The following is an 18409-nucleotide window of genomic DNA, read 5'->3' on the forward strand; positions in this document are numbered from 1 at the left end:
CCTTCCTGTACCGAAGTACGGAGCGTCATACATAGCACCACAAATAAAAAGCGGGGCTTGAAACGCCCCGCTTTTATAAGCTAATTTGGCAGAATTTATTACTTCTTTATTTATTAAACTTTTTTCTGAATGCTGCTAAGCCGAGCATGCCACTCGCAAACAGAAGCATTGCGGATGGTTCAGGCACATTGTGATTGACTCCCGGATCTACGATAACTGAAGCTGCTCCAAACGTCAGGTTGTCAATAGCAAATCCTGCGTCCTCGGGACCAGTGATATAGAAGGAAATACCTTTTATAACATTAGCACCAGTAATGTCAGCGAGTCCAAAAAACTCTATGCCAATCTGGCTGTTCGTAATTGTTCCCAGGCTATTTCCCATCGCATCGTAAGCCTCTATGGTTGTAGAATTCATGTTATCAAAATAACCGCCATCGAGGCCGACACCTGCAACTGGCACACTGAACCAAACTGAGATGGGACCATTGAAGATGGGGGTGCCACTTAAGACAGGACTACTTGGATTAGAACCATCATTTTGTATAAATGTTATCGAATCATTGTTCGCACTCAGTGTCAGTGGGCTATTTGGCGTCGGATCTGTTAAGGTTACCGGAAATCCTCCACCCTGGGCTTGTCCATCGAAATAGCCACCAAATGCAACGGTCACATTGCCCAATCCGGTTAATCCCGTGTAGTTGTAAACTGGATTCACCGTGCCATATGCTTGCTCACTGAAGGTAATCTCTGTCGCTAATGGTGAAAAGGAACCTGGACCAAGATTAACTAGAGTGGCAAATGCAGAGCTACTAATAAATACTCCAAATAACACAACCATCAAACTGATTTTCAATGCTTTGTTCATTTTATTACCCTCCTTGGTGAAGTATTGTTTCTAATTGAATTAGTATGCAATATCACAATTTTTTGCAAGTATTATGCTAATTTGTAATATTTTGATTTTAAAAGATTTTTAGTTGTACAACTAACTATGTGTAAACTTAATCGACATAAGGTTATTTTATGATCTATAATATTAAATACTTATATTACAATGTGATTACTGTTTAGTTGAAATATCATATTGGAATTTAAGTCTATAGTATCATGGCAGCATGTAATAAAAACTGTCAGTCGTAAACAATACATGCGGTCTCATGTACATCCTGCGTAATATCGCATACAACATTTAGCGCTCTGCGGGGTCTTTTTTATGAAACCACATCGTTCAGAGTCATCACGTTGCAATCCTTTGCCTGTGACCTCGAGAAGTACTCTTCAGCTATATCGTATATGCAATTGTTTTCTAATAAGTTAATGGCAGTAACAACACGCTCGCCTTGTAGATAAAAAAGCCCATAATTCTCCCCTTGCGGATATTCTTTTTGACAATCCCCCTCCATTCCATTATTATAAACATGAAATCTTATCAGTCCTGCTGCAACACCCGAAGGAGTTTGATGAATGATCCCTACCGTTGAATGGAAGAACGGCATTGTTCGAATGCTGGACCAGACAAAACTGCCCCTTGAGACCGTGTACAACGACTGCAGGGACTACCAGACCGTTGCAAAGGGCATCAAGGAGCTCTGGGTTCGCGGCGCTCCGGCGATTGGCGTCTCCGCGGCCATGGGACTTGCTCTCGGTTCGCGCCAGATCACAGCTAGTTCCTTCGAAGAGTTCTGGCCGAAGTTCGAAGAGATCTGCGCGTACATGGCGGCTACGCGCCCGACAGCGGTGAACCTCTTCTGGGCCATCGAGCGAATCAAAAAGTTCGTGCAGGCCAACAAGGACAAGGACATTGAAGCTCTTCGAGCAATGCTTGTTGAGGAATCCCAGCGCATGCACGACGAGGACATAGCTACCAACAAGCGTATGGGCGATTTTGGTGCTGCCTTCGTGGCCACTGACGACAATATCATCACCCACTGCAACGCGGGCGCCATCGCCACGGCAGGCTACGGGACCGCCGAAGGCGTCATGCGCTCCGCGGTGGCACAAGGGAAAAAGATCCATGTATACGTGGACGAAACCCGTCCCGTGCTCCAGGGCGCGCGCCTTACCGCCTGGGAGCTCATGCAGGAGAACATTCCCTGCACGCTGATCACGGACAGCATGGCCGGCTACTTCATGTACCGCGATATGATCGACCTGGCGATCGTGGGCGCGGACCGCATCGCCGCAAACGGTGATGTGGCGAACAAGATCGGCACTTACAGTCTCGCGGTCCTGTGCAAGGAGCACGGCATCCCCTTCTATGTTGCCGCGCCGCTCTCGACCATCGACTTTACCATGGAGTCAGGGCTCCTTATCCCTATTGAAGAACGCGACCCCCGCGAGGTCACCCATGTTTTCGGCAAGGTCCAGATCGCGCCCGACGGCGTAACGGTGGCAAATCCGGCATTCGATGTGACGCCGGCCCGCTACATCACAGCCATCATCACCGAAGTCGGCGCCTTCCATCCGAAGGACATCCACAAGCTTGCCGATGGATTGACCGATCCGGAAAAAATCAGACTGAGGTAGCATCAATCGAGAGAACAGCTGCCGGAGTTGAGCCAACGGACTAAGGATTTTTATTTACCTGTCTGCAGCACTCTCCATACTCCGAGCTCTGAACTCCAAACTGTCTTTTAAAACGGAGGCCGAATGAAACAGACCGTTCTCCATCAGAAGCATCTTCAGGCAAATGCGCCGTTGACGGAATATCAGGACTGGCAGACCCCTCTCCAATTCTCCGATACGCTGGCCGAATACCATGCCGTGCATAACGCTGCCGGGCTGTTCGATATCGGTTACCTGGGCAGGATCGAGATCGCCGGTTTGGCAAGCACACCTTTTCTTCAGAACATGCTCACCGGAAATATTGCGAAGATAACGATAGGCTCTGTTCACTACGGTCTCATCTGCAATGAATCCGGGTTCATTCTTGATGATATTCTCATCCTGCACCTGGCCGTCAACCGCTACCTGATCACCACGAATGCGGGTAATACCGACAAAATCCTCCTGTGGCTCAAAAAGCATGCGATCGAGAACGTAGACATAACCGATAGATCGCAGGCTCTCGCTCAATTTGCGCTGCAGGGCCCGCAAGCGTTCCCGGTCCTCGAGAAGCTCAGCGGACCCCACCTGACTAAAATGAAACCTAAAGTTGTGCGGGAAGCTGCCATACAGGGCATTGATGTCACGATCTCACGTACCGGCTACACCGGAGACCAGGGGTATGAGCTCTTCGTACCCGCTGACCGCGCCGAGGCGCTCTGGGGCGCGATCATGGCCGTTGGAAACGAAAAGGGTCTTCTTCCCTGCGGCTTTGCCTGCAGGGATATTCTGCGCATGGAGACAGGACATCTTTTGCAGGGAAAAGACCTTGATGAAACGCGCACTCCGCTCGAAGCCGGGCTGGGATCGTTCGTCTATTTCAAAAAGGAGTTTGTCGGCAAAGCGGCATTGCTTAAGCTCCAGGCCGAAGGATCAAAGCGAAAACTGGCTGGTTTCATCCTCCTCGACAAGGGTATGCCGAAGAGCGGTGGCAGCATCTTTTCAGAAAGCCGTGAGATCGGAGTCGTGACCAGCGGCGTCCAATCGCCCCACCGCCGCGCGGGCATCGGGCTCGGCTATGTCGTGAGCCGCTACGCGCAGGCGGGACAGGAGATTGAGATCGAGGTCCGCGATAAGGAGATCGCGGCAAAGATCGTGGACCTTCCATTTTACCGGAAAAAGGCAGGATCGGCTTCGGGACCATGAGTTTCATTTTTTGTGAGCGCGCACAGCGCTTTTATGCTTGACGCTCACGGCAACCCTAACGTATAATATTTTCAGTGTTTCATCAGTGAGGGCGAGTCAGAAAATGCAGAAGATACTTTTAACGAATGACCTGAAAAATCTCTTTTTCGAGAAAAACAGTTTTCTTGATCGTGCCGATATTAAGGTCTTATCAGCAGCCACAAATGCCGAGGTGCTGAAGATCCACCGGATGGAAAAGGTTGATCTCATTGTCGCAAATTTGGACACACCGGGTATCAAGAGTGAGGTGCTCTTCGACACCATTAAAAAAAGCAAAGAACTGCAGGAAGTCTCTACCATCATAATCTGCAACGATACGCTTACCCACCGCGAACGCAGCAAAGAATGCCGCGCCAATGCTGTTTTTACCATGCCGGTTGATAGTACCTTACTGCATATGAAGATGCAGCAGCTCCTCAATATTGCGCCGAGGAAATCCTACCGTGCTTCACTCGCGGTCGCTATCCAGGGTAAATTTCAGAGCAGTCCGCTGCCGTTTTGGACTGAAAATATCAGCTCAAGCGGCATACTGATCAGGACAGAGGAGCCCCTTTCAAAAGGCGATGGGATCTTTTTCTCCTTCTTTCTGAATGATGGAAATCACATCAGTGGATATGGTGAAATTAAAAGGATCTTCCGGCCTGAGACAACACCGGGTTTCTTTCTTTACGGGATCAGGTTCACCAATGTCGATCCAGGTGTTCAGTCGGCAATCAACGCGGCCATCACTGCATAGCTGCCAGTAGTGAATGAACATTCTTGTCGTGATAAAAGACGGTTTTCGTACCTGCGCTTCCAGCAGGCTGTTGGAAAATGCTCCGTTTACCCTTCGACCCTTCGGCAAGCTCAGGGCGAACGGAGCGTGTATTGAATTTATTCCTGTTTATCCGTTCGTGGTGAGCCTGTCGAACCACAAAAAGACTTTTTCAACAACCTGCTAAAACAACAGGAGGAATAATGATGCCGGTTTTCATTCTCGCCGTATTCGGGATACTGTTGCTTCAGCCCGGCGCAATCTTAGCAGAGACCTTCGACGAATGTCGAACAAGCTGTTATGCCGATATGAAATCAGACACCGCAAATTGTCCACCATCCGGTGAAGAAGCGCATACTCAATGCCTGCAGGAGAGCCGGCAAACGTTAAAAAGTTGCCTGGATAATTGTTTGCAAGCCTCGCGCGCTGATACGCCGGCAGATGCACCAGCCGATACACCCAAAGATACACCGGCAGAAACGCCAACAGATACACCAACAGATTCACCCAAAGATATACCCATGGACATACCCCATGATACATCTGATACACCCAAAGAAAACTAACTTGCACTCACCATCTAAAAATGCAATATCAATTCATGAAGGTGAACTGAGCAGATTAATCCGGGTTCAACAGTCATTGTAATTTTATAAAGGAGCTGGCATCGTGAAATGCAACGTCGGAGGAACAGACAGGCTGGAGCGGATATTCCATGGTGCCGCATTTATTCTGATAGCAGTATTTCTCGTTAGCGGCATTTGGCAATATATTTTAGGAGCATATGGCCTTATCAGATTGCTAACGGGAATTTTTGCCTTCTGTCCGGCATATATTCCGCTCAAGTATTCGACGAAGACCACTACATGAGCCTTCATTCGAGCGGACTTCATCGCCGCTCGATTCGGATGTCATTGCCCTCCATCCGGAATTTGTTGATTGTTTGGCCTGTTGAGCCTGGCAGATCGGGAAGAGCAGTACATAACCCGGCAACCCGGGGAAGCACTGCGCAAGATTAAAAAACGCGACCCTGCCTGCCAACTCTCCTTCACGATCAAAAGTCGTTTTACCGCCAGTACTCGTTCTCTTTTCCTTCTCTCTTCCTTCTTTGTCCTTACCCGACTTTGTGGTAAAATCATTCTATGGAAACCAAAAAAGTTGTTATCCCGGTCAAAGGAATGACCTGCGTGAACTGCGCCGCGGCGATACAGAAGGACATCTCAAGGCTCGTGGGCGTAAAAAGTGCAAATGTCAATTATGCCAATGAAAAAGCGGTCGTCGAGTTCGATCCCGCCGTTATTGGTCTGGATACGTTCATATCGAGCATTCATGAATCAGGCTATCAGGCGGTAACGGAAACGGTCTTCATCCCGATCATTGACCTTGATGTTTCACGTTCGCAGGAACTCGAGCGCATCGCAGGAGCTATCGACGGCGTGCTCAAGGCCGCCGTAAACCCCGCGGCCGGGACCGTGGAAGTGGAATACGTTCCCGGCCAGATCGGACTCAGGGATATCAGGAGAGCCATCGAGCAAGCCGGCTTCCGCGTGCCCCGGCAGATCGAAGGCCGCTCAGCGCTCGACATCGAGAAGGAAGCCCGGGAACGGGAACTCTCGGAGATCCGAAACAAGCTCATCGTGAGCGCCGTTCTGTCCGCTCTCGTGATGATCGGCAGCTTCCAGGACATGCTCCCCTTCATCACCATCCTCCCCCGCCAGACCATGTGGTACATCCTCTTTCTGCTTGCCACTCCGGTCCAGTTCTGGGCAGGCCGTCACTTCTACCAGAATGCCTGGTCTTCGATCAAGCACGGCAGCACTAATATGAACACCCTCGTTGTTGTAGGCACGAGCGCTGCCTATGGCTACAGCGTGGTACTTACGTTCTTTCCCGCGCTGCTGGGCCATCACGCGGCCCACGGCGGCGCTTATTATGATACTGCCGCGATGATCATCACGCTGATCTTGTTCGGGAAATATCTCGAGGCGCGGGCGAAGTCCCGGGCCGGTGAAGCGATCAAAAAGCTCATGGGGCTTCAGCCGCGCATTGCCCGCGTGGTCCGGGACGGCAAAGAACTCGATATCCCAATCGAAGATGTTGAAGCAGGCGACCTCGTCATGGTAAGACCGGGAGAAAAGATTCCCGTTGACGGTGTCATCCGCAATGGTTATTCATCGATCGACGAAGCCATGCTGACCGGAGAGAGCCTGCCGGTGGAGAAGAAAACCGGGGACATGGTCATCGGCGCAACGATCAACAAGACCGGCGCCTTTACCTTCGAGGCGACCAAGGTGGGCAAGGATACCATGCTCTCCCAGATCATTCGCATGGTCCAGGAGGCCCAGGGCTCCAAGGCGCCGATCCAGCGGCTCGCGGATTACATTTCGAGCATCTTCGTGCCCACCGTCATTTCCATCGGCCTCGTGACCTTCTGCATCTGGTATTTCTTCGGTCCAGCGGAAACGTGGTTCACCTTTGCACTGGTGAACTTCATCGCCGTGCTGATCATCGCTTGTCCCTGCGCCATGGGGCTTGCCACGCCCACGGCCATCATGGTCGGTACCGGCAAAGGTGCGGAACTGGGCATCCTGTTCAAGAACGCCGAGAGCCTCGAGCGGGCCCAGAAGATCGATACCATTGTGCTGGATAAGACCGGTACGCTCACGCGCGGTGAACCAATGGTCACGGATGTTATTCGAGACGGCATGAGCGAAAAGGAAATCCTCTTTTTCGCGGGGTCTGCGGAAAAAGGCTCCGAACATCCTCTCGGCGAAGCGATCGTGCGCAAGGCAATCGAAATGAATATTGTCCTGGAACAAGCGGACGAATTTGAAGCACTCCCGGGCCATGGCATTCGGGCGATGCTGAAAGGGAAAGAGATCATCCTCGGCAATGAACGGCTTATGTCCGGACGAAAGATCGATTTTGGAAAACTGCTCATTGAAGCGGAACGGCTTTCAACTCTCGGGAAAACACCCATGTTCGTGGCTGTTGACGGCGAGGCTGCCGGGATCATCGCGGTCGCGGACACGGTCAAGGAACATTCAAAAGAGGCCGTGGCCGGACTCAAAGCGCTGGGACTCGAGGTCGTCATGCTGACGGGCGACAACCGCCGCACGGCCCAGGCCATAGCCGACGAGCTCGGGATCACCCGCGTGCTGGCCGAGGTTCTGCCGCAGGACAAGATGGACACGGTGAAAAAACTGCAGGCCGAGGGACGGGTGGTCGCCATGGTCGGGGACGGGATCAACGACGCCCCCGCCCTCACGCAGGCCGATGTCGGCATCGCTATCGGCACGGGAACTGATGTGGCCATCGAAGCATCGGACGTCACGCTGATCAAGGACGATCTCCGGGTTGTGGCGACCGCGATGCGGCTATCTCGCAGGACCATGCAGACGATAAAGGTGAACCTGTTCTGGGCGTTCTTCTACAATATCGTCGGAATCCCGGTCGCCGCAGGCGTTCTCTACCCCTTCCTGGGGACCGCGGGACTCTTGAACCCGATGTATGCGTCGGCAGCCATGGCATTCAGCTCCGTGAGCGTGGTGTCGAATTCTCTTCGACTGAGAAGATTCAACTGATTTCACCACCAAGGCACGAAGTCACGAAGAAAGGCGAGAAGATGGAACATTTACCCCTATCTGAAAAAGAAGAAATGATTGCGAAACACATTGTCGATGCTGCTTTTAAAGTGCATAAGAACCTGGGACCAGGTTTGATCGAGAAAGTATATGAGGCCTGTTTCTGCCACGAGTTGTCCAAACAGGGAACGCCGTATCAAAGACAGGTAACGGTGCCGATTGTATATGATGGTACACTTCTTGATGAAGACCTACGTTTAGATGTTTTGGTCGATGATCTGGTAATTTGCGAATTGAAGGCAGTTGATGAATTGAAGTCCATATGGGAAGCCCAACTGATTACTTACCTCAAGCTAACTAATAAACGTCTCGGCTTTCTAATCAACTTCAACGTTGTCCTGATTAAGAACGGCATTAAAAGGATAATTCTTTGACCATTCTTTCCTTCGTGACTTCGTGTCTTAGTGGTGATATTATTTATATTTCTTCGTGGTGTTAACATGAAATTCATCGCTGACGTCATGTTGGGAAGGCTCGCGAAACGGCTCCGTCTCCTCGGATTCGACGTCCTCTACGTTCGAACGTTGAATAACAACGAGATAATCCGCCTTTCGCTCGAGCAGGACCGCGTGATTCTGACCCGGGATATGGCACTCAGTGACAGGCCCCTGGCCGAGAACCATCTGTTCATCAAAAGCGACCTCGTGCAGGAACAGGTTGAGCAGGTACTCTTAACCGTTCCCCTTGAAACACCCCTTAATCCCCTCTCCCGTTGTTCCGAGTGCAATGATCTCCTCGACCGTATTTTGCGGGAGGAAGTTCGGGACCTTGTGCCGCACCATGTTTTCGAGAACCAGGAGGTGTTCCTGCGCTGTCCGCGATGCAATAGACTCTACTGGCACGGCACCCATGTGATGAGGATGGCTATATTGGGACGAAAGAAACAAACGGCTAAGAACAGCTGAACATGGATCAAAAAGAGCAATAACAGCGCAAAATAATCTTTTGTTTCATTTTTCAAGAATTGACAGAGGTTGTATACCAGAGTATAATTCAGCGTAAATCAGTTTGAACCGCAAGGTTAGCTTGAAATCTTACTATTAAACAGGGAGGGTGATTCAATGAGGGGAAATATATTCTTCTGCAAAATGCAATTACTAGTGGCATTGTCGGCGGTTTTACTGATCAGTGGTTGCGGATCATCAAGTTCTTCGGACAGCACACCTCCTGATACAACCGCGCCTACAGCGCCGACTTATTTGACGGCTGTTGCCGCAAGCGACACCAAGGTAAGTCTACGATGGTCTGCTTCTACCGACAATGTCGGCGTCACGGGGTATAAGATTTATCGGGGTAGCACACAGATAGGGACAACGACGGAAACACTTTATTCCAATACCGGGTGTACCGCCTCTTCCGCGTATACTTATACAGTGGCCGCTTATGATGCCGCAGGCAATACCTCCACGCCTTCTTCAAGCGCATCGACAACTACTCTTGCTCCCGGGACTTCGGACTACTCTCCAACGTCAACATCGGCAACACCTTCTGCACCTGCGAATCTGACGGCCACTGCATCAAGCTCGAGTAAGATATCCCTCAGCTGGAGTCCCTCCAATGACAATATTGGTGTATCTGGTTACAATATCTATCGTGCAACATCCGCATCCAATACGCCCACAATAATCGGTACTTCGACCACGACATCCTATACCGATACCGGCCTGACAGGAGCCACAACATACTATTACGTGGTTAGGGCATTTGACGGGTACCCGAATGAGTCGCTTAACAGCATGCAAGTTTCAGCGACGACACTTCAAGCTCCATGAGCCGCGCTTCGATAGTAAGACGGTCACTAGTATATAACGAAGTGAAGGCCGGATATATCTGCGTAAGTTGATGTCAGGCAGTAAGAATCCGCGACAATCAAAAGGCTGTTCATACAGGATACCGTATGGACAGCCTTTTTTATTTACAACGTAACGTATTGAGGGAAAATTCTACGGTACTATGATCGGCACCGTCACGAGGATGCAGATCGGAACGCGAGTCAAATCACAATGGTGCCGGCGCGATAGGCCCATGCTTTTCATTCGGGGCTGCAGGCTGAGTCTGCTGAGGGTCCACAGCCGGCTTTCTTTTTGGTTTTTCCGGCTGAATATTTCTGTTCACAATGCCCGAGGCAATGATGGACATATCCCTGACCACTTCATTTTTGGGTTCATTCACAATCAGTTCCCGGCCGTTGAGCATCAGCTTGAGAGACTTTGCGCTGCCGTAGCTCAGTAAAAACCTTTCATCGGCGCTCCAAATGAGACTCTCGTCTTTTTTCAGCAAGGCTTTCTTCTGAGGGCTGTTATCGGTGCGCACCAGAAGCCAGGTGTCTTCCAGGGCTACTACTTCAAGGTAAAGCTTGTCCATTTGCATGACCGGGCCCGGGGCGGTAACTGTTTGACCGGTGGACATCGGCGTTACAACCTGCTTTGTTTCCCGTGGACGCCGATCCGGCAGTGCCGTGAACATGAAAAGAATGAGCGCGATCACGATGCCGGCGCCCCAAAGGAACGGCTCGATCGTGGTCGAACGCGGTTTTTTCTGGTCGCCGCCTGCAACTGCCGGTTCTTTCTCCACAACAGAGCTTGTTTCAGACTTCGGGTCCTTCAATTCCCCATATTTTTTCATGACCTGCGATTCATCAAGACGGAGAAACTTCCCGTAGTTCTTCAAAAAACCCTTAACGAAAACCTCGCCGGGCAGTCTGGAAAAATCCTCTTCTTCGAGGGCCTTGAGGTATGCGATGCCGATACGGGTCTGCTGCGCAGCGTCATGCAGATCGATGCCGCGTGCCTCCCGGGCACTGCGTAAGTATTGTCCTAACGTCCCCATCCGTGTCACCTCAGGATCTTGATATATTCGTTCGCCTTCTGTGCCAGGTCGCTCTTCGGGGCCAGTTCGGCCGCTTTTTTAAACTCCGTAAGCGCGGACTTTTTGTTCCCTTCCTTGAGGTAGGCGAGACCAAGGCTATATCGCATATTCGCATTCTGAGGAGCAAGCCCGACGCCTTCCTGGAACTCGCTGATCGCCTCTTTTATTTTCCCCGCTTCCATCAAAGCCGTACCAAGCTTGATAACGGTCCACTCGATGTTGACGAACCGCTTGGACTCGCGGTATGCTTCTGCCGCTTTTTCGTACTCCTTCTGCTCCATGTACAGATCACCAAGGTTCAGGTAGGGAATGTGGGGAGTTGTATACAGCTTATTGGCAAGGGCCTTATTTAAGGCCTTGACAGCCTCTTTCCATTTCTTCTGCTTCGAATAAACAACACCGAGGGCATTGTATGCCTCAGAATAATCGGGGTCCTGGTCGATCGCTTTTTGATAGTATTTAGCCGCGTCTTCCAGTTTACCCTGATAGTCGCTGATAATGCCCAGTCCGTAATAGGACTGCTTGAAGGTGCTGTCGTTCTGGAGAGAACGGTTGAATTCAACGGACGCCATCTCGTAGTTTTTTTCCTGAAGGTGAGACAAGCCCTTCATATAATACCCTTCAGCCATCTTGGCTTTATCTACCGTGTTACCGGTCGTAACGCAGCCCGTCAACAGCAGAAGTACTATCAATACAAATGTTCTCATAACGTTAAGCCCCCTCTCAAAACGATGTGAGTAGACGCGCGAGTGCCTCCCGGTCCCTGCTCACAACGCTGGTCACGATAAAAGATGTCTTTTTTGCCGTCTTCTTTGGCGGTGTTTCGATGCCGGTCGTCGCCTCTTTCTGCGCTGTCTCCCCGCTGCGCTTTGTCTCTGCAGGCGGAGTGGCCTGAACTTCCAGCTGGACCGTCTCCGTCACCGGAGCCTGGCGTGGCCGCTCCTTTGTCTCCGCAGGATAGGCCTTGGGCAGAGGTTTAAGAGTTTTTATCGGTGCTGCCGGAGGTTCTGGCGCGCTTATTGCCTCGGCTGCCGGTGCGGGCGCGGGCTGCCCCGGTGCTGTCGGCGGCTGCGGAGCAGGAGCGGAAACAACGACTTCCGGCACGGGAGGCTGTTCCACCGGTACAGCCTCCGGCTCTGTTTTCGTGCTGAAGATACCCTGACTCTCGATCCAGCTGTCCTGCTCCGAATCGGACATGCCCGCTAAATCGACCTCATCCATCATCGCACCCATGTACTCGGCAAAGTCGCGCGCCTCGTCCTCGATTTCCGACAGTTCGTTCTCCAAGAAAGGGTTCGCGGAATGTTTGTAAATAAGTTTCCGGTCGGTAAGGAGTAAATGAAGCCCGATATAAGCCGAGAGCCTGTTTCTCCCCTCGCGGAAAATAAACACGTAGCTTCGCGCCTCCTCGAGACTCGTTTCCGGAGTGGCAACCTGGTGGCTGTTCATGGAAAGGAGCACCTTGTATATATTCTTTTTCTTCAGGTCTTTCTCGGTTGTTTTCGGGTCGATCGTAAACATGGGTTGATTCAACCTCCACGTTAAAATTCCAAATATCAAATCCCAAATTACAACTAATATTCAAATACCAAATCCCAATATCCAAATTGTTTGGAGCTTGTCTTCTAATTTTTGGAGCTTATTTGTTATTTGATGCTTGTTATTTGGAACTTGTTATTGTTCTGTTATATATCCTCGAAATGGGTGAGCTTCTTGAACTCCCGAAACCTGCCTTCGATCTCTTTGTAATCCAGGCTTCGGAGACGGTCAAGACTGAAGGACTCCACGTTCAGCGAAGCCATGACGCTGCCGAAGATCACGGCCTTTCTCATGCTCTCTTCAGCGAAATTCATGGTGCTCGCCAGATATCCAATAAAACCGCCGGCAAACGTGTCTCCGGCGCCCGTGGGATCGAACACGGCTTCGAGCGGATAGGCGGGAGCGCTGAATACACTGTGGCCGTTGAACATAAGTGCGCCATAGCTTCCCTGCTTGACCACGATCGTTTTCGGTCCCATGGCCTGCACACTCTTCGCCGCTTTGACCAGACTTGCCTCGCCGGATAGCTGCCTGACCTCAGATTCATTGATGGTCAGCAAATCCACTTCTTTCAGTGTTCGTTTGAGCGCATCGGGCTTGCTCGATATCCAGTAATTCATGGTATCGCAGGCCACCAGCTTCGGTTTCTTGACCTGCCGTAAAACATCGAGCTGGATCTCGGGGTCCACGTTCGCCAGGAACACGACGTCCGAGTTTTTATAGTCCTCCACGATGTTCGGTTTGAAGGTCGCCAGAACATTCAGGTGCGTGGCAAGGGTGTGCGCTTCGTTCAGATCATAGCCGTATTCGCCCTTCCAGCGAAAAGTCTCTCCCTTTTGGACCTCAAGACCCCGCGTATCGATATTCTTGCTTTTAAGAAACTGAATGTGCTCCCGGGGAAAATCTTCACCGATCACGGCCACAAGCCGGACATCGGAAAAATAGCTCGCCGAAGTTGAGAAATAGGTGGCTGAGCCGCCGAGGGCATTTTCAACGTTTCCAAAAGGGGTCTTGACCGAATCAAGAGCGACCGTACCGACAACCAGAAGACTCACTCAATAACCTCCAATGCAAAGTGCAAAAAGCAAAGTGCAAATTTGTTTAATTCATGTGTAACTATTCAGGCCAAATCAGGTCAAAATCTGTTAGCCGCGAAAGAACGCAAGGATCGCAGAGAGAATTACAACTGATACATGGCTTCACGTTTTTTCTTTGAGTTCTTTGCGTTCTTTTGCGGCCAATCTGAGTAGTTGCCCTTCCTTTTGCATTTTGCACTTATCATTTTGACTTCAAGTATTTCCCGATGATCAACGCCAGGTCCTTCTTCGTTTTCGCCGGTATCAGTTTCTCCGGCGTCATGATCGTGTTTCGGAGCGCCTCGCCGCACCCGCAGGTGCGTGTTTCCGGCAGGATGCGCACGGCCTCTCGGATCATGTCCTTTGACGTTTCGATGTTATGCTTCATGACCGCGAGCACGGCTTCGACGGTAACGGCCTCCTCGCTGTGGTGCCAGCAATCGTAGTCGGTTGCGAGGGCGATGGTGCTGTAGCAGATCTCAGCCTCGCGCGCAAGTTTGGCCTCGGTGGCGTTCGTCATGCCGATGACATCGACGTTCCACATCCGGTAGATGAGCGACTCGGCGCGGGTCGAAAACTGGGGCCCTTCCATGCAGAGGTACGTCCCGCCGCGGTGCACGGTTGCCCCGACCGCTGTACCGGCCTCACTCAGAATTCTGCAGAGGTCGGAACAGACCGGATCTGCCATTCCCACATGCGCCACAACACCGTTGCCGAAGAACGTGCTCCTGCGGTGCTTCGTATGATCGTAGAACTGGTCCGGGATCACGATTTCACCGGGTTTTATCTCTTCCTTCATGCTGCCCACGGCGCTCACGGAGATGATGCGATCAACGCCGAGTTTCTTCATGCCGTAGATGTTCGCCCGGTAGTTGATGTCCGTGGGAAAGATGCGGTGGCCGCGGCCATGCCTTGGGAGAAAAGCGACCCGTTTGCCATGCAGCGTGCCGATGCGGTATTCGTCCGAGGGCTTGCCGAACGGCGTCGTCATCGTTACAGTTTTGATCTGCGTCAACCCTTCCATGTCATACAGGCCGCTGCCGCCGATCACGCCGATACTGATTTTTTCCGTCTTTGAAGATCGCCTTACCATGGAATGAAATTCCTTAGAAAATGCAGGGGACACAGATGTTTGCGGATCAAAGCACATGATACAATGATTGTATATCCGCATTTCCGCACGTATCTGCGTCCAAACATTTTTTTCTGTTGCTTTAGCTTTGAACCGCACCCTGCTCTACTTCTTTTTTCATCTCCATGTTCTCAACAAGTTCCACAGGCTTATCAGGGATGATGGTTGAGATGGCGTGTTTGTAAACAAGCTGCTGGCTCTCCTGTTTCAACAGGATGACGAAGTTATCAAACCCCTTTATCATCCCCGTGAGACGCGCCCCGTTCACGAGATACATCGTTACGGGAATCTTCTCCTTGCGCATCTGGTTTAAAAAAATGTCCTGAAGATTTACCTGAGACTTACCCATCCAACCCTCCGAGTAGCTGTCATAAACGTGCTGCATATCGGTCCAGCGCTGCTACTTGTTAATGTGAGTAATCTTATACCACCTTGTTTCAAATTTCAATGTTTTTCTTTATTCTCTCAAGGATTTCACCCGCGTCCGTGAGTCCCGTGACGTCTACCCATATCGACTCGGGCTCGCGACGGAACCAGGTGAACTGACGCTTGGCAAACCGCCTGGTATCTCTTTTGAGAAGCATCACTGCCTCCTCCCGGGACGTCTTGCCGAGGAAATGATCCAGAAAGTGTTTATATCCCAGTCCCTGCATGGAGGAAAGCCCCGGAAGATACCCCTGCTCCATCAACGCTCTCACTTCCGCCTCGAGCCCCGCGGCGATCATCTGGTCCACACGCTGTTCGATGCGGGCATACAGTTCGCTCCTGCTCCTGACAAGGAACATCAACCGGTACCGGTATGGTCTGTCCAGAAATGAGTGCTCTCGCTGAAAATCCGAGAGTTTTCTGTCGCGCAGATAATACACTTCGAGCGCCCTGACCGTGCGCCGGAGATCGTTCGGATGGATCTTGACCGCCGCCTCGGGATCGACCCTCACCAGGTCTGAGTAGAGGATGCCCGGTTCTCCCTCACCCTCACGCAGGAACAACCGCTCACGCAGTTCAAGGTCTGCTGGCGGCCCGTGGAACAGGCCCCTCGTGAGCGCACGAATATAGAGTCCCGTGCCCCCCACAACTATGGGCGTGCCGCCTGATGCGAGAATCCCGTCGATGGCTGTCCGGGCGTCACGGAGGTAGTCGCCGACGCTGTAGGGCTGGTCAGGCGCCGCGATATCGATCATATGGTGATACACGAGCTTTCGCTGTTCCAAAGTGGGTTTGGCTGTACCGATGTCCATGCCGCGGTAGATCTGCATGGAATCGGCGCTCACGATCTCAGCCCCGAGTTCCCGGGCGAGCTGGATGGATGCATCGGTCTTGCCCACGGCAGTAGGCCCGGCGATGATAAGGATGGGTTTGTCGTTCGGCATGGATTAATGAGTGATGATCTCGATCGGGAACTCGTTCTTTCTCCAGGCTTTCATGTGCCCTTCCAGGGAATACACCTTTTCATAGCCCGAGAGATACAGAGATATTCCGGCAATGCCGGAGCGCGGACCGTGCTCGCAATACAGAACAACAGGGTCCTCTTTGGGATATCCCAGCCCTTTCAGACCGGAGCCGATCGAGTAAAACGGGATATGGAGCGCTCCCGGCACATGGTCCCGGTCATATTCGCCCTGCGAACGGACATCCACGACCAGCGGCGGCCTCTCCGTCATCATCTGTCTGAGGAGATCGTCACGGGTAATGTTCTTGGCACAGCCGACAACAGGAGTGCTGATGATAAGGGCAAGAATAACCAGCGTTATGGAACATCGATAGCTTCGAAAATCCGACATCTGCCTCTTTTCTTAATAAACCCCGGGAAGCTGCTTCATTGGATTGCTACATCCTCTTGAACATCTTCATGATCTCAACCAGGGAAAATCGAACGATCGTCGGCCTCCCGTGAGGACAGGTATGCGGCATGCGGCATTTGAACAGATCGGCAAGCAGCTTTTCCATCTCCTGTTGGTCGAGGTGTCGATGCACCTTGATCGCGGGATGGCAGGCCATCACGCTCAGCATCTCATCCCGCACTTCATCCATTCTTCCGCTTTTGCCGTGGACATTCACTTCATCGAGGATATCGAGCAGCAACTGCTTGGTATCGGCGCCGACCAGCAATGCGGGCACTGCCTTGATCACAAACGTGCCATTCCCGAAATCCTCCACCAGGAACCCGAGTTTGGAAAGCTCCGGCAGATATTCAGCAAGCACCATGCTCTGCGCGGGACCGAGTTCAACCTGGTCCGGCACCAGGAGATGCTGTTCAGGAACGCGACCGGCACCGAACTGGTCCTGCAGCCTCTCGAACAGCACCCGCTCGTGGGCGGCATGCTGGTCGATAAGCGCCATTCCCTCCTGCGACTGGGCGATGATGAACGAGTCGTGAATCTGCGCGAGGGGGTAGAGAAGTGCGGAGTGAAAGAGTGCACCGTTTTGAGAATCAATCTGTGCACCACCCCTCACCTCGGTCCTCTCCCTCAGGGGGAGAGGATGACTGAACCCTCCTCTCCCTTCCGGGGAGAGGGTTGGGGTGAGGGGTCTTCCCGCATTCCGCATTCCGAAATCCGCAATGGCTTCCCTGACCCTGTCCGCGCTCTCAATTCGAACAGCCTCTCCGCTTCCCCGCAATCCCTCCCTGATCACGTCACGGACCAGATCATGAAGCTGTGACTGGTTGCGAAAACGGACCTCGGCCTTGGCAGGATGGACATTTACGTCCACGAGGGTTGGATCGATCTCGATAAAGATGAACGCCACGGGATGTCGATCGCGCATAAGCGTGTCGCCGCAGGCGCTGTAAAGCGCGTGCGTGAGCGAAGCGTTCTTGACCGCGCGGCGGTTCACGAAGAATTCCTGATAGGTTTTATCCGCCCGGCTCGTGCCGGGACGGCCGATGAGACCATGGACATGAACACGGTCATCGCCGCCGGCGAACTCGATCAGGTTTTCGGCTATCTCTTCGCCGTAAAGCTGGAGCGTCCGGTCCCTGAGGTTCCCGGAGGGAGAAAGTTCAAGCACTGTTTTTTTGTTATGGGTAAGCCTGAAACGGACGGAAGGATGAGCCATGGCCTGACGCGATACCGCGGTCATGATGTGTGAAAACTCTGTTGCCGGGCTCTTCAGGAACTTGCGTCGGGCCGGCGTATTGAAAAAAAGATGGCTGATCTCCAGGACCGTACCCTGCGGCGCGGCGGCCTCGGACACGGTCTTGACCATACCGCCCTCGATCTCGATCAGCGCGCCGGAAGTCGCGCCCTTCATCGCGCTCTGCAGCCGTACATGGGACACCGAAGCGATGCTGGAGAGGGCCTCTCCCCGAAAACCCATGGTACGAATCGATTCCAGGTCCGTATCGTCTGATATTTTGCTCGTGGCGTGGCGCAGGAACGCGGTCCGGGCGTCCTCTTTCGACATGCCGCTGCCGTTGTCCGTAAGGCGAATGAGCCGCCTGCCGGACTCTTCGATGTCGATGTGGATTTCAGTAGCTCCGGCGTCGATCGAGTTCTCGACCAATTCCTTGACCACGGACGCGGGCCGCTCCACGACCTCGCCCGCGGCGATCTTATTGATGACATGGTCGGGAAGAATTTTGATTATTGAGGACATAGAAATTCAG

Annotated in this window: 18 protein-coding genes; 8 read left to right on the forward strand and 10 right to left on the reverse strand. The window is 52.1% G+C overall.

What is annotated here, in order from left to right:
• Positions 1-106: 106 nt before the first annotated feature.
• Positions 107-865, reverse strand: a complete 759-nt coding sequence (locus M0R70_03345; GenBank protein MCK9418397.1) for a PEP-CTERM sorting domain-containing protein — start codon at positions 863-865, stop codon at positions 107-109.
• A gap of 599 nt (positions 866-1464) precedes the next feature.
• Between M0R70_03345 and mtnA the strand changes: the two genes are divergently transcribed.
• The 8 genes from mtnA to M0R70_03385 all read left to right on the forward strand — a co-directional run bounded on the left by mtnA (position 1465) and on the right by M0R70_03385 (position 9092).
• Positions 1465-2526: an S-methyl-5-thioribose-1-phosphate isomerase gene (gene mtnA / locus M0R70_03350; GenBank protein MCK9418398.1), complete on the forward strand. Its 1062-nt coding sequence runs from the start codon at positions 1465-1467 to the stop codon at positions 2524-2526.
• Between the two features lie 123 nt (positions 2527-2649).
• Complete coding sequence (gcvT, locus tag M0R70_03355; GenBank protein ID MCK9418399.1) at positions 2650-3750, forward strand: glycine cleavage system aminomethyltransferase GcvT; 1101 nt, start codon at positions 2650-2652, stop codon at positions 3748-3750.
• Positions 3751-3853: 103 nt separating this feature from the next.
• The gene (locus M0R70_03360; GenBank protein ID MCK9418400.1) at positions 3854-4525 is read left to right on the forward strand and encodes a PilZ domain-containing protein; all 672 of its coding nucleotides are present in this window, start codon (positions 3854-3856) and stop codon (positions 4523-4525) included.
• Positions 4526-4746: 221 nt separating this feature from the next.
• On the forward strand, positions 4747-5109 hold the full coding sequence (locus tag M0R70_03365) for a hypothetical protein (GenBank protein ID MCK9418401.1): 363 nt from the start codon (positions 4747-4749) through the stop codon (positions 5107-5109).
• 103 nt (positions 5110-5212) lie between these two features.
• The gene (locus tag M0R70_03370; protein ID MCK9418402.1) at positions 5213-5413 is read left to right on the forward strand and encodes a DUF2892 domain-containing protein; all 201 of its coding nucleotides are present in this window, start codon (positions 5213-5215) and stop codon (positions 5411-5413) included.
• Between the two features lie 272 nt (positions 5414-5685).
• Complete coding sequence (locus M0R70_03375; protein MCK9418403.1) at positions 5686-8127, forward strand: heavy metal translocating P-type ATPase; 2442 nt, start codon at positions 5686-5688, stop codon at positions 8125-8127.
• Positions 8128-8168: 41 nt separating this feature from the next.
• The gene (locus M0R70_03380) at positions 8169-8561 is read left to right on the forward strand and encodes a GxxExxY protein (protein ID MCK9418404.1); all 393 of its coding nucleotides are present in this window, start codon (positions 8169-8171) and stop codon (positions 8559-8561) included.
• 66 nt (positions 8562-8627) lie between these two features.
• Positions 8628-9092, forward strand: a complete 465-nt coding sequence (locus M0R70_03385) for a Mut7-C RNAse domain-containing protein (protein MCK9418405.1) — start codon at positions 8628-8630, stop codon at positions 9090-9092.
• A gap of 1093 nt (positions 9093-10185) precedes the next feature.
• Here M0R70_03385 and M0R70_03390 read toward each other — a convergent pair.
• The 9 genes from M0R70_03390 to mutL all read right to left on the reverse strand — a co-directional run bounded on the left by M0R70_03390 (position 10186) and on the right by mutL (position 18399).
• The gene (locus tag M0R70_03390; GenBank protein MCK9418406.1) at positions 10186-11016 is read right to left on the reverse strand and encodes a DUF4115 domain-containing protein; all 831 of its coding nucleotides are present in this window, start codon (positions 11014-11016) and stop codon (positions 10186-10188) included.
• Positions 11017-11021: 5 nt separating this feature from the next.
• Entirely contained in the window at positions 11022-11762 is a 741-nt protein-coding gene (locus M0R70_03395; protein MCK9418407.1) for a tetratricopeptide repeat protein, read from the reverse strand.
• 16 nt (positions 11763-11778) lie between these two features.
• A complete protein-coding gene (locus tag M0R70_03400) occupies positions 11779-12576 on the reverse strand; it encodes a hypothetical protein (GenBank protein MCK9418408.1) in 798 nt (265 codons plus the stop codon).
• A gap of 164 nt (positions 12577-12740) precedes the next feature.
• Entirely contained in the window at positions 12741-13649 is a 909-nt protein-coding gene (locus M0R70_03405) for a PfkB family carbohydrate kinase (GenBank protein MCK9418409.1), read from the reverse strand.
• 223 nt (positions 13650-13872) lie between these two features.
• Positions 13873-14763, reverse strand: a complete 891-nt coding sequence (gene mtnP / locus M0R70_03410; protein ID MCK9418410.1) for an S-methyl-5'-thioadenosine phosphorylase — start codon at positions 14761-14763, stop codon at positions 13873-13875.
• 121 nt (positions 14764-14884) lie between these two features.
• A complete protein-coding gene (gene hfq, locus M0R70_03415; protein ID MCK9418411.1) occupies positions 14885-15151 on the reverse strand; it encodes an RNA chaperone Hfq in 267 nt (88 codons plus the stop codon).
• Positions 15152-15239: 88 nt separating this feature from the next.
• The gene (gene miaA, locus M0R70_03420; protein ID MCK9418412.1) at positions 15240-16172 is read right to left on the reverse strand and encodes a tRNA (adenosine(37)-N6)-dimethylallyltransferase MiaA; all 933 of its coding nucleotides are present in this window, start codon (positions 16170-16172) and stop codon (positions 15240-15242) included.
• A 3-nt stretch (positions 16173-16175) separates the two neighbouring features.
• Complete coding sequence (locus tag M0R70_03425; protein MCK9418413.1) at positions 16176-16583, reverse strand: rhodanese-like domain-containing protein; 408 nt, start codon at positions 16581-16583, stop codon at positions 16176-16178.
• 46 nt (positions 16584-16629) lie between these two features.
• Entirely contained in the window at positions 16630-18399 is a 1770-nt protein-coding gene (gene mutL, locus M0R70_03430) for a DNA mismatch repair endonuclease MutL (protein ID MCK9418414.1), read from the reverse strand.
• Between the last annotated feature and the right edge of the window lie 10 nt (positions 18400-18409).

The organism is Nitrospirota bacterium (assembly GCA_023229435.1).
Classification (GTDB): Bacteria; Nitrospirota; UBA9217; order UBA9217; family UBA9217; genus JALNZF01.

What these genes read in the sequence shown, in the direction of transcription:
- M0R70_03345 (MCK9418397.1), bottom strand. Translation starts at nt 865, where the DNA reads ATGAACAAAGCATTGAAAATCAGTTTGATGGTTGTGTTATTTGGAGTA.
- mtnA (MCK9418398.1), top strand. Translation starts at nt 1,465, where the DNA reads ATGATCCCTACCGTTGAATGGAAGAACGGCATTGTTCGAATGCTGGAC.
- gcvT (MCK9418399.1), top strand. Translation starts at nt 2,650, where the DNA reads ATGAAACAGACCGTTCTCCATCAGAAGCATCTTCAGGCAAATGCGCCG.
- M0R70_03360 (MCK9418400.1), top strand. Translation starts at nt 3,854, where the DNA reads ATGCAGAAGATACTTTTAACGAATGACCTGAAAAATCTCTTTTTCGAG.
- M0R70_03365 (MCK9418401.1), top strand. Translation starts at nt 4,747, where the DNA reads ATGATGCCGGTTTTCATTCTCGCCGTATTCGGGATACTGTTGCTTCAG.
- M0R70_03375 (MCK9418403.1), top strand. Translation starts at nt 5,686, where the DNA reads ATGGAAACCAAAAAAGTTGTTATCCCGGTCAAAGGAATGACCTGCGTG.
- M0R70_03380 (MCK9418404.1), top strand. Translation starts at nt 8,169, where the DNA reads ATGGAACATTTACCCCTATCTGAAAAAGAAGAAATGATTGCGAAACAC.
- M0R70_03385 (MCK9418405.1), top strand. Translation starts at nt 8,628, where the DNA reads ATGAAATTCATCGCTGACGTCATGTTGGGAAGGCTCGCGAAACGGCTC.
- M0R70_03390 (MCK9418406.1), bottom strand. Translation starts at nt 11,016, where the DNA reads ATGGGGACGTTAGGACAATACTTACGCAGTGCCCGGGAGGCACGCGGC.
- M0R70_03395 (MCK9418407.1), bottom strand. Translation starts at nt 11,762, where the DNA reads ATGAGAACATTTGTATTGATAGTACTTCTGCTGTTGACGGGCTGCGTT.
- M0R70_03400 (MCK9418408.1), bottom strand. Translation starts at nt 12,576, where the DNA reads ATGTTTACGATCGACCCGAAAACAACCGAGAAAGACCTGAAGAAAAAG.
- mtnP (MCK9418410.1), bottom strand. Translation starts at nt 14,763, where the DNA reads ATGGTAAGGCGATCTTCAAAGACGGAAAAAATCAGTATCGGCGTGATC.
- hfq (MCK9418411.1), bottom strand. Translation starts at nt 15,151, where the DNA reads ATGGGTAAGTCTCAGGTAAATCTTCAGGACATTTTTTTAAACCAGATG.
- miaA (MCK9418412.1), bottom strand. Translation starts at nt 16,172, where the DNA reads ATGCCGAACGACAAACCCATCCTTATCATCGCCGGGCCTACTGCCGTG.
- M0R70_03425 (MCK9418413.1), bottom strand. Translation starts at nt 16,583, where the DNA reads ATGTCGGATTTTCGAAGCTATCGATGTTCCATAACGCTGGTTATTCTT.
- mutL (MCK9418414.1), bottom strand. Translation starts at nt 18,399, where the DNA reads ATGTCCTCAATAATCAAAATTCTTCCCGACCATGTCATCAATAAGATC.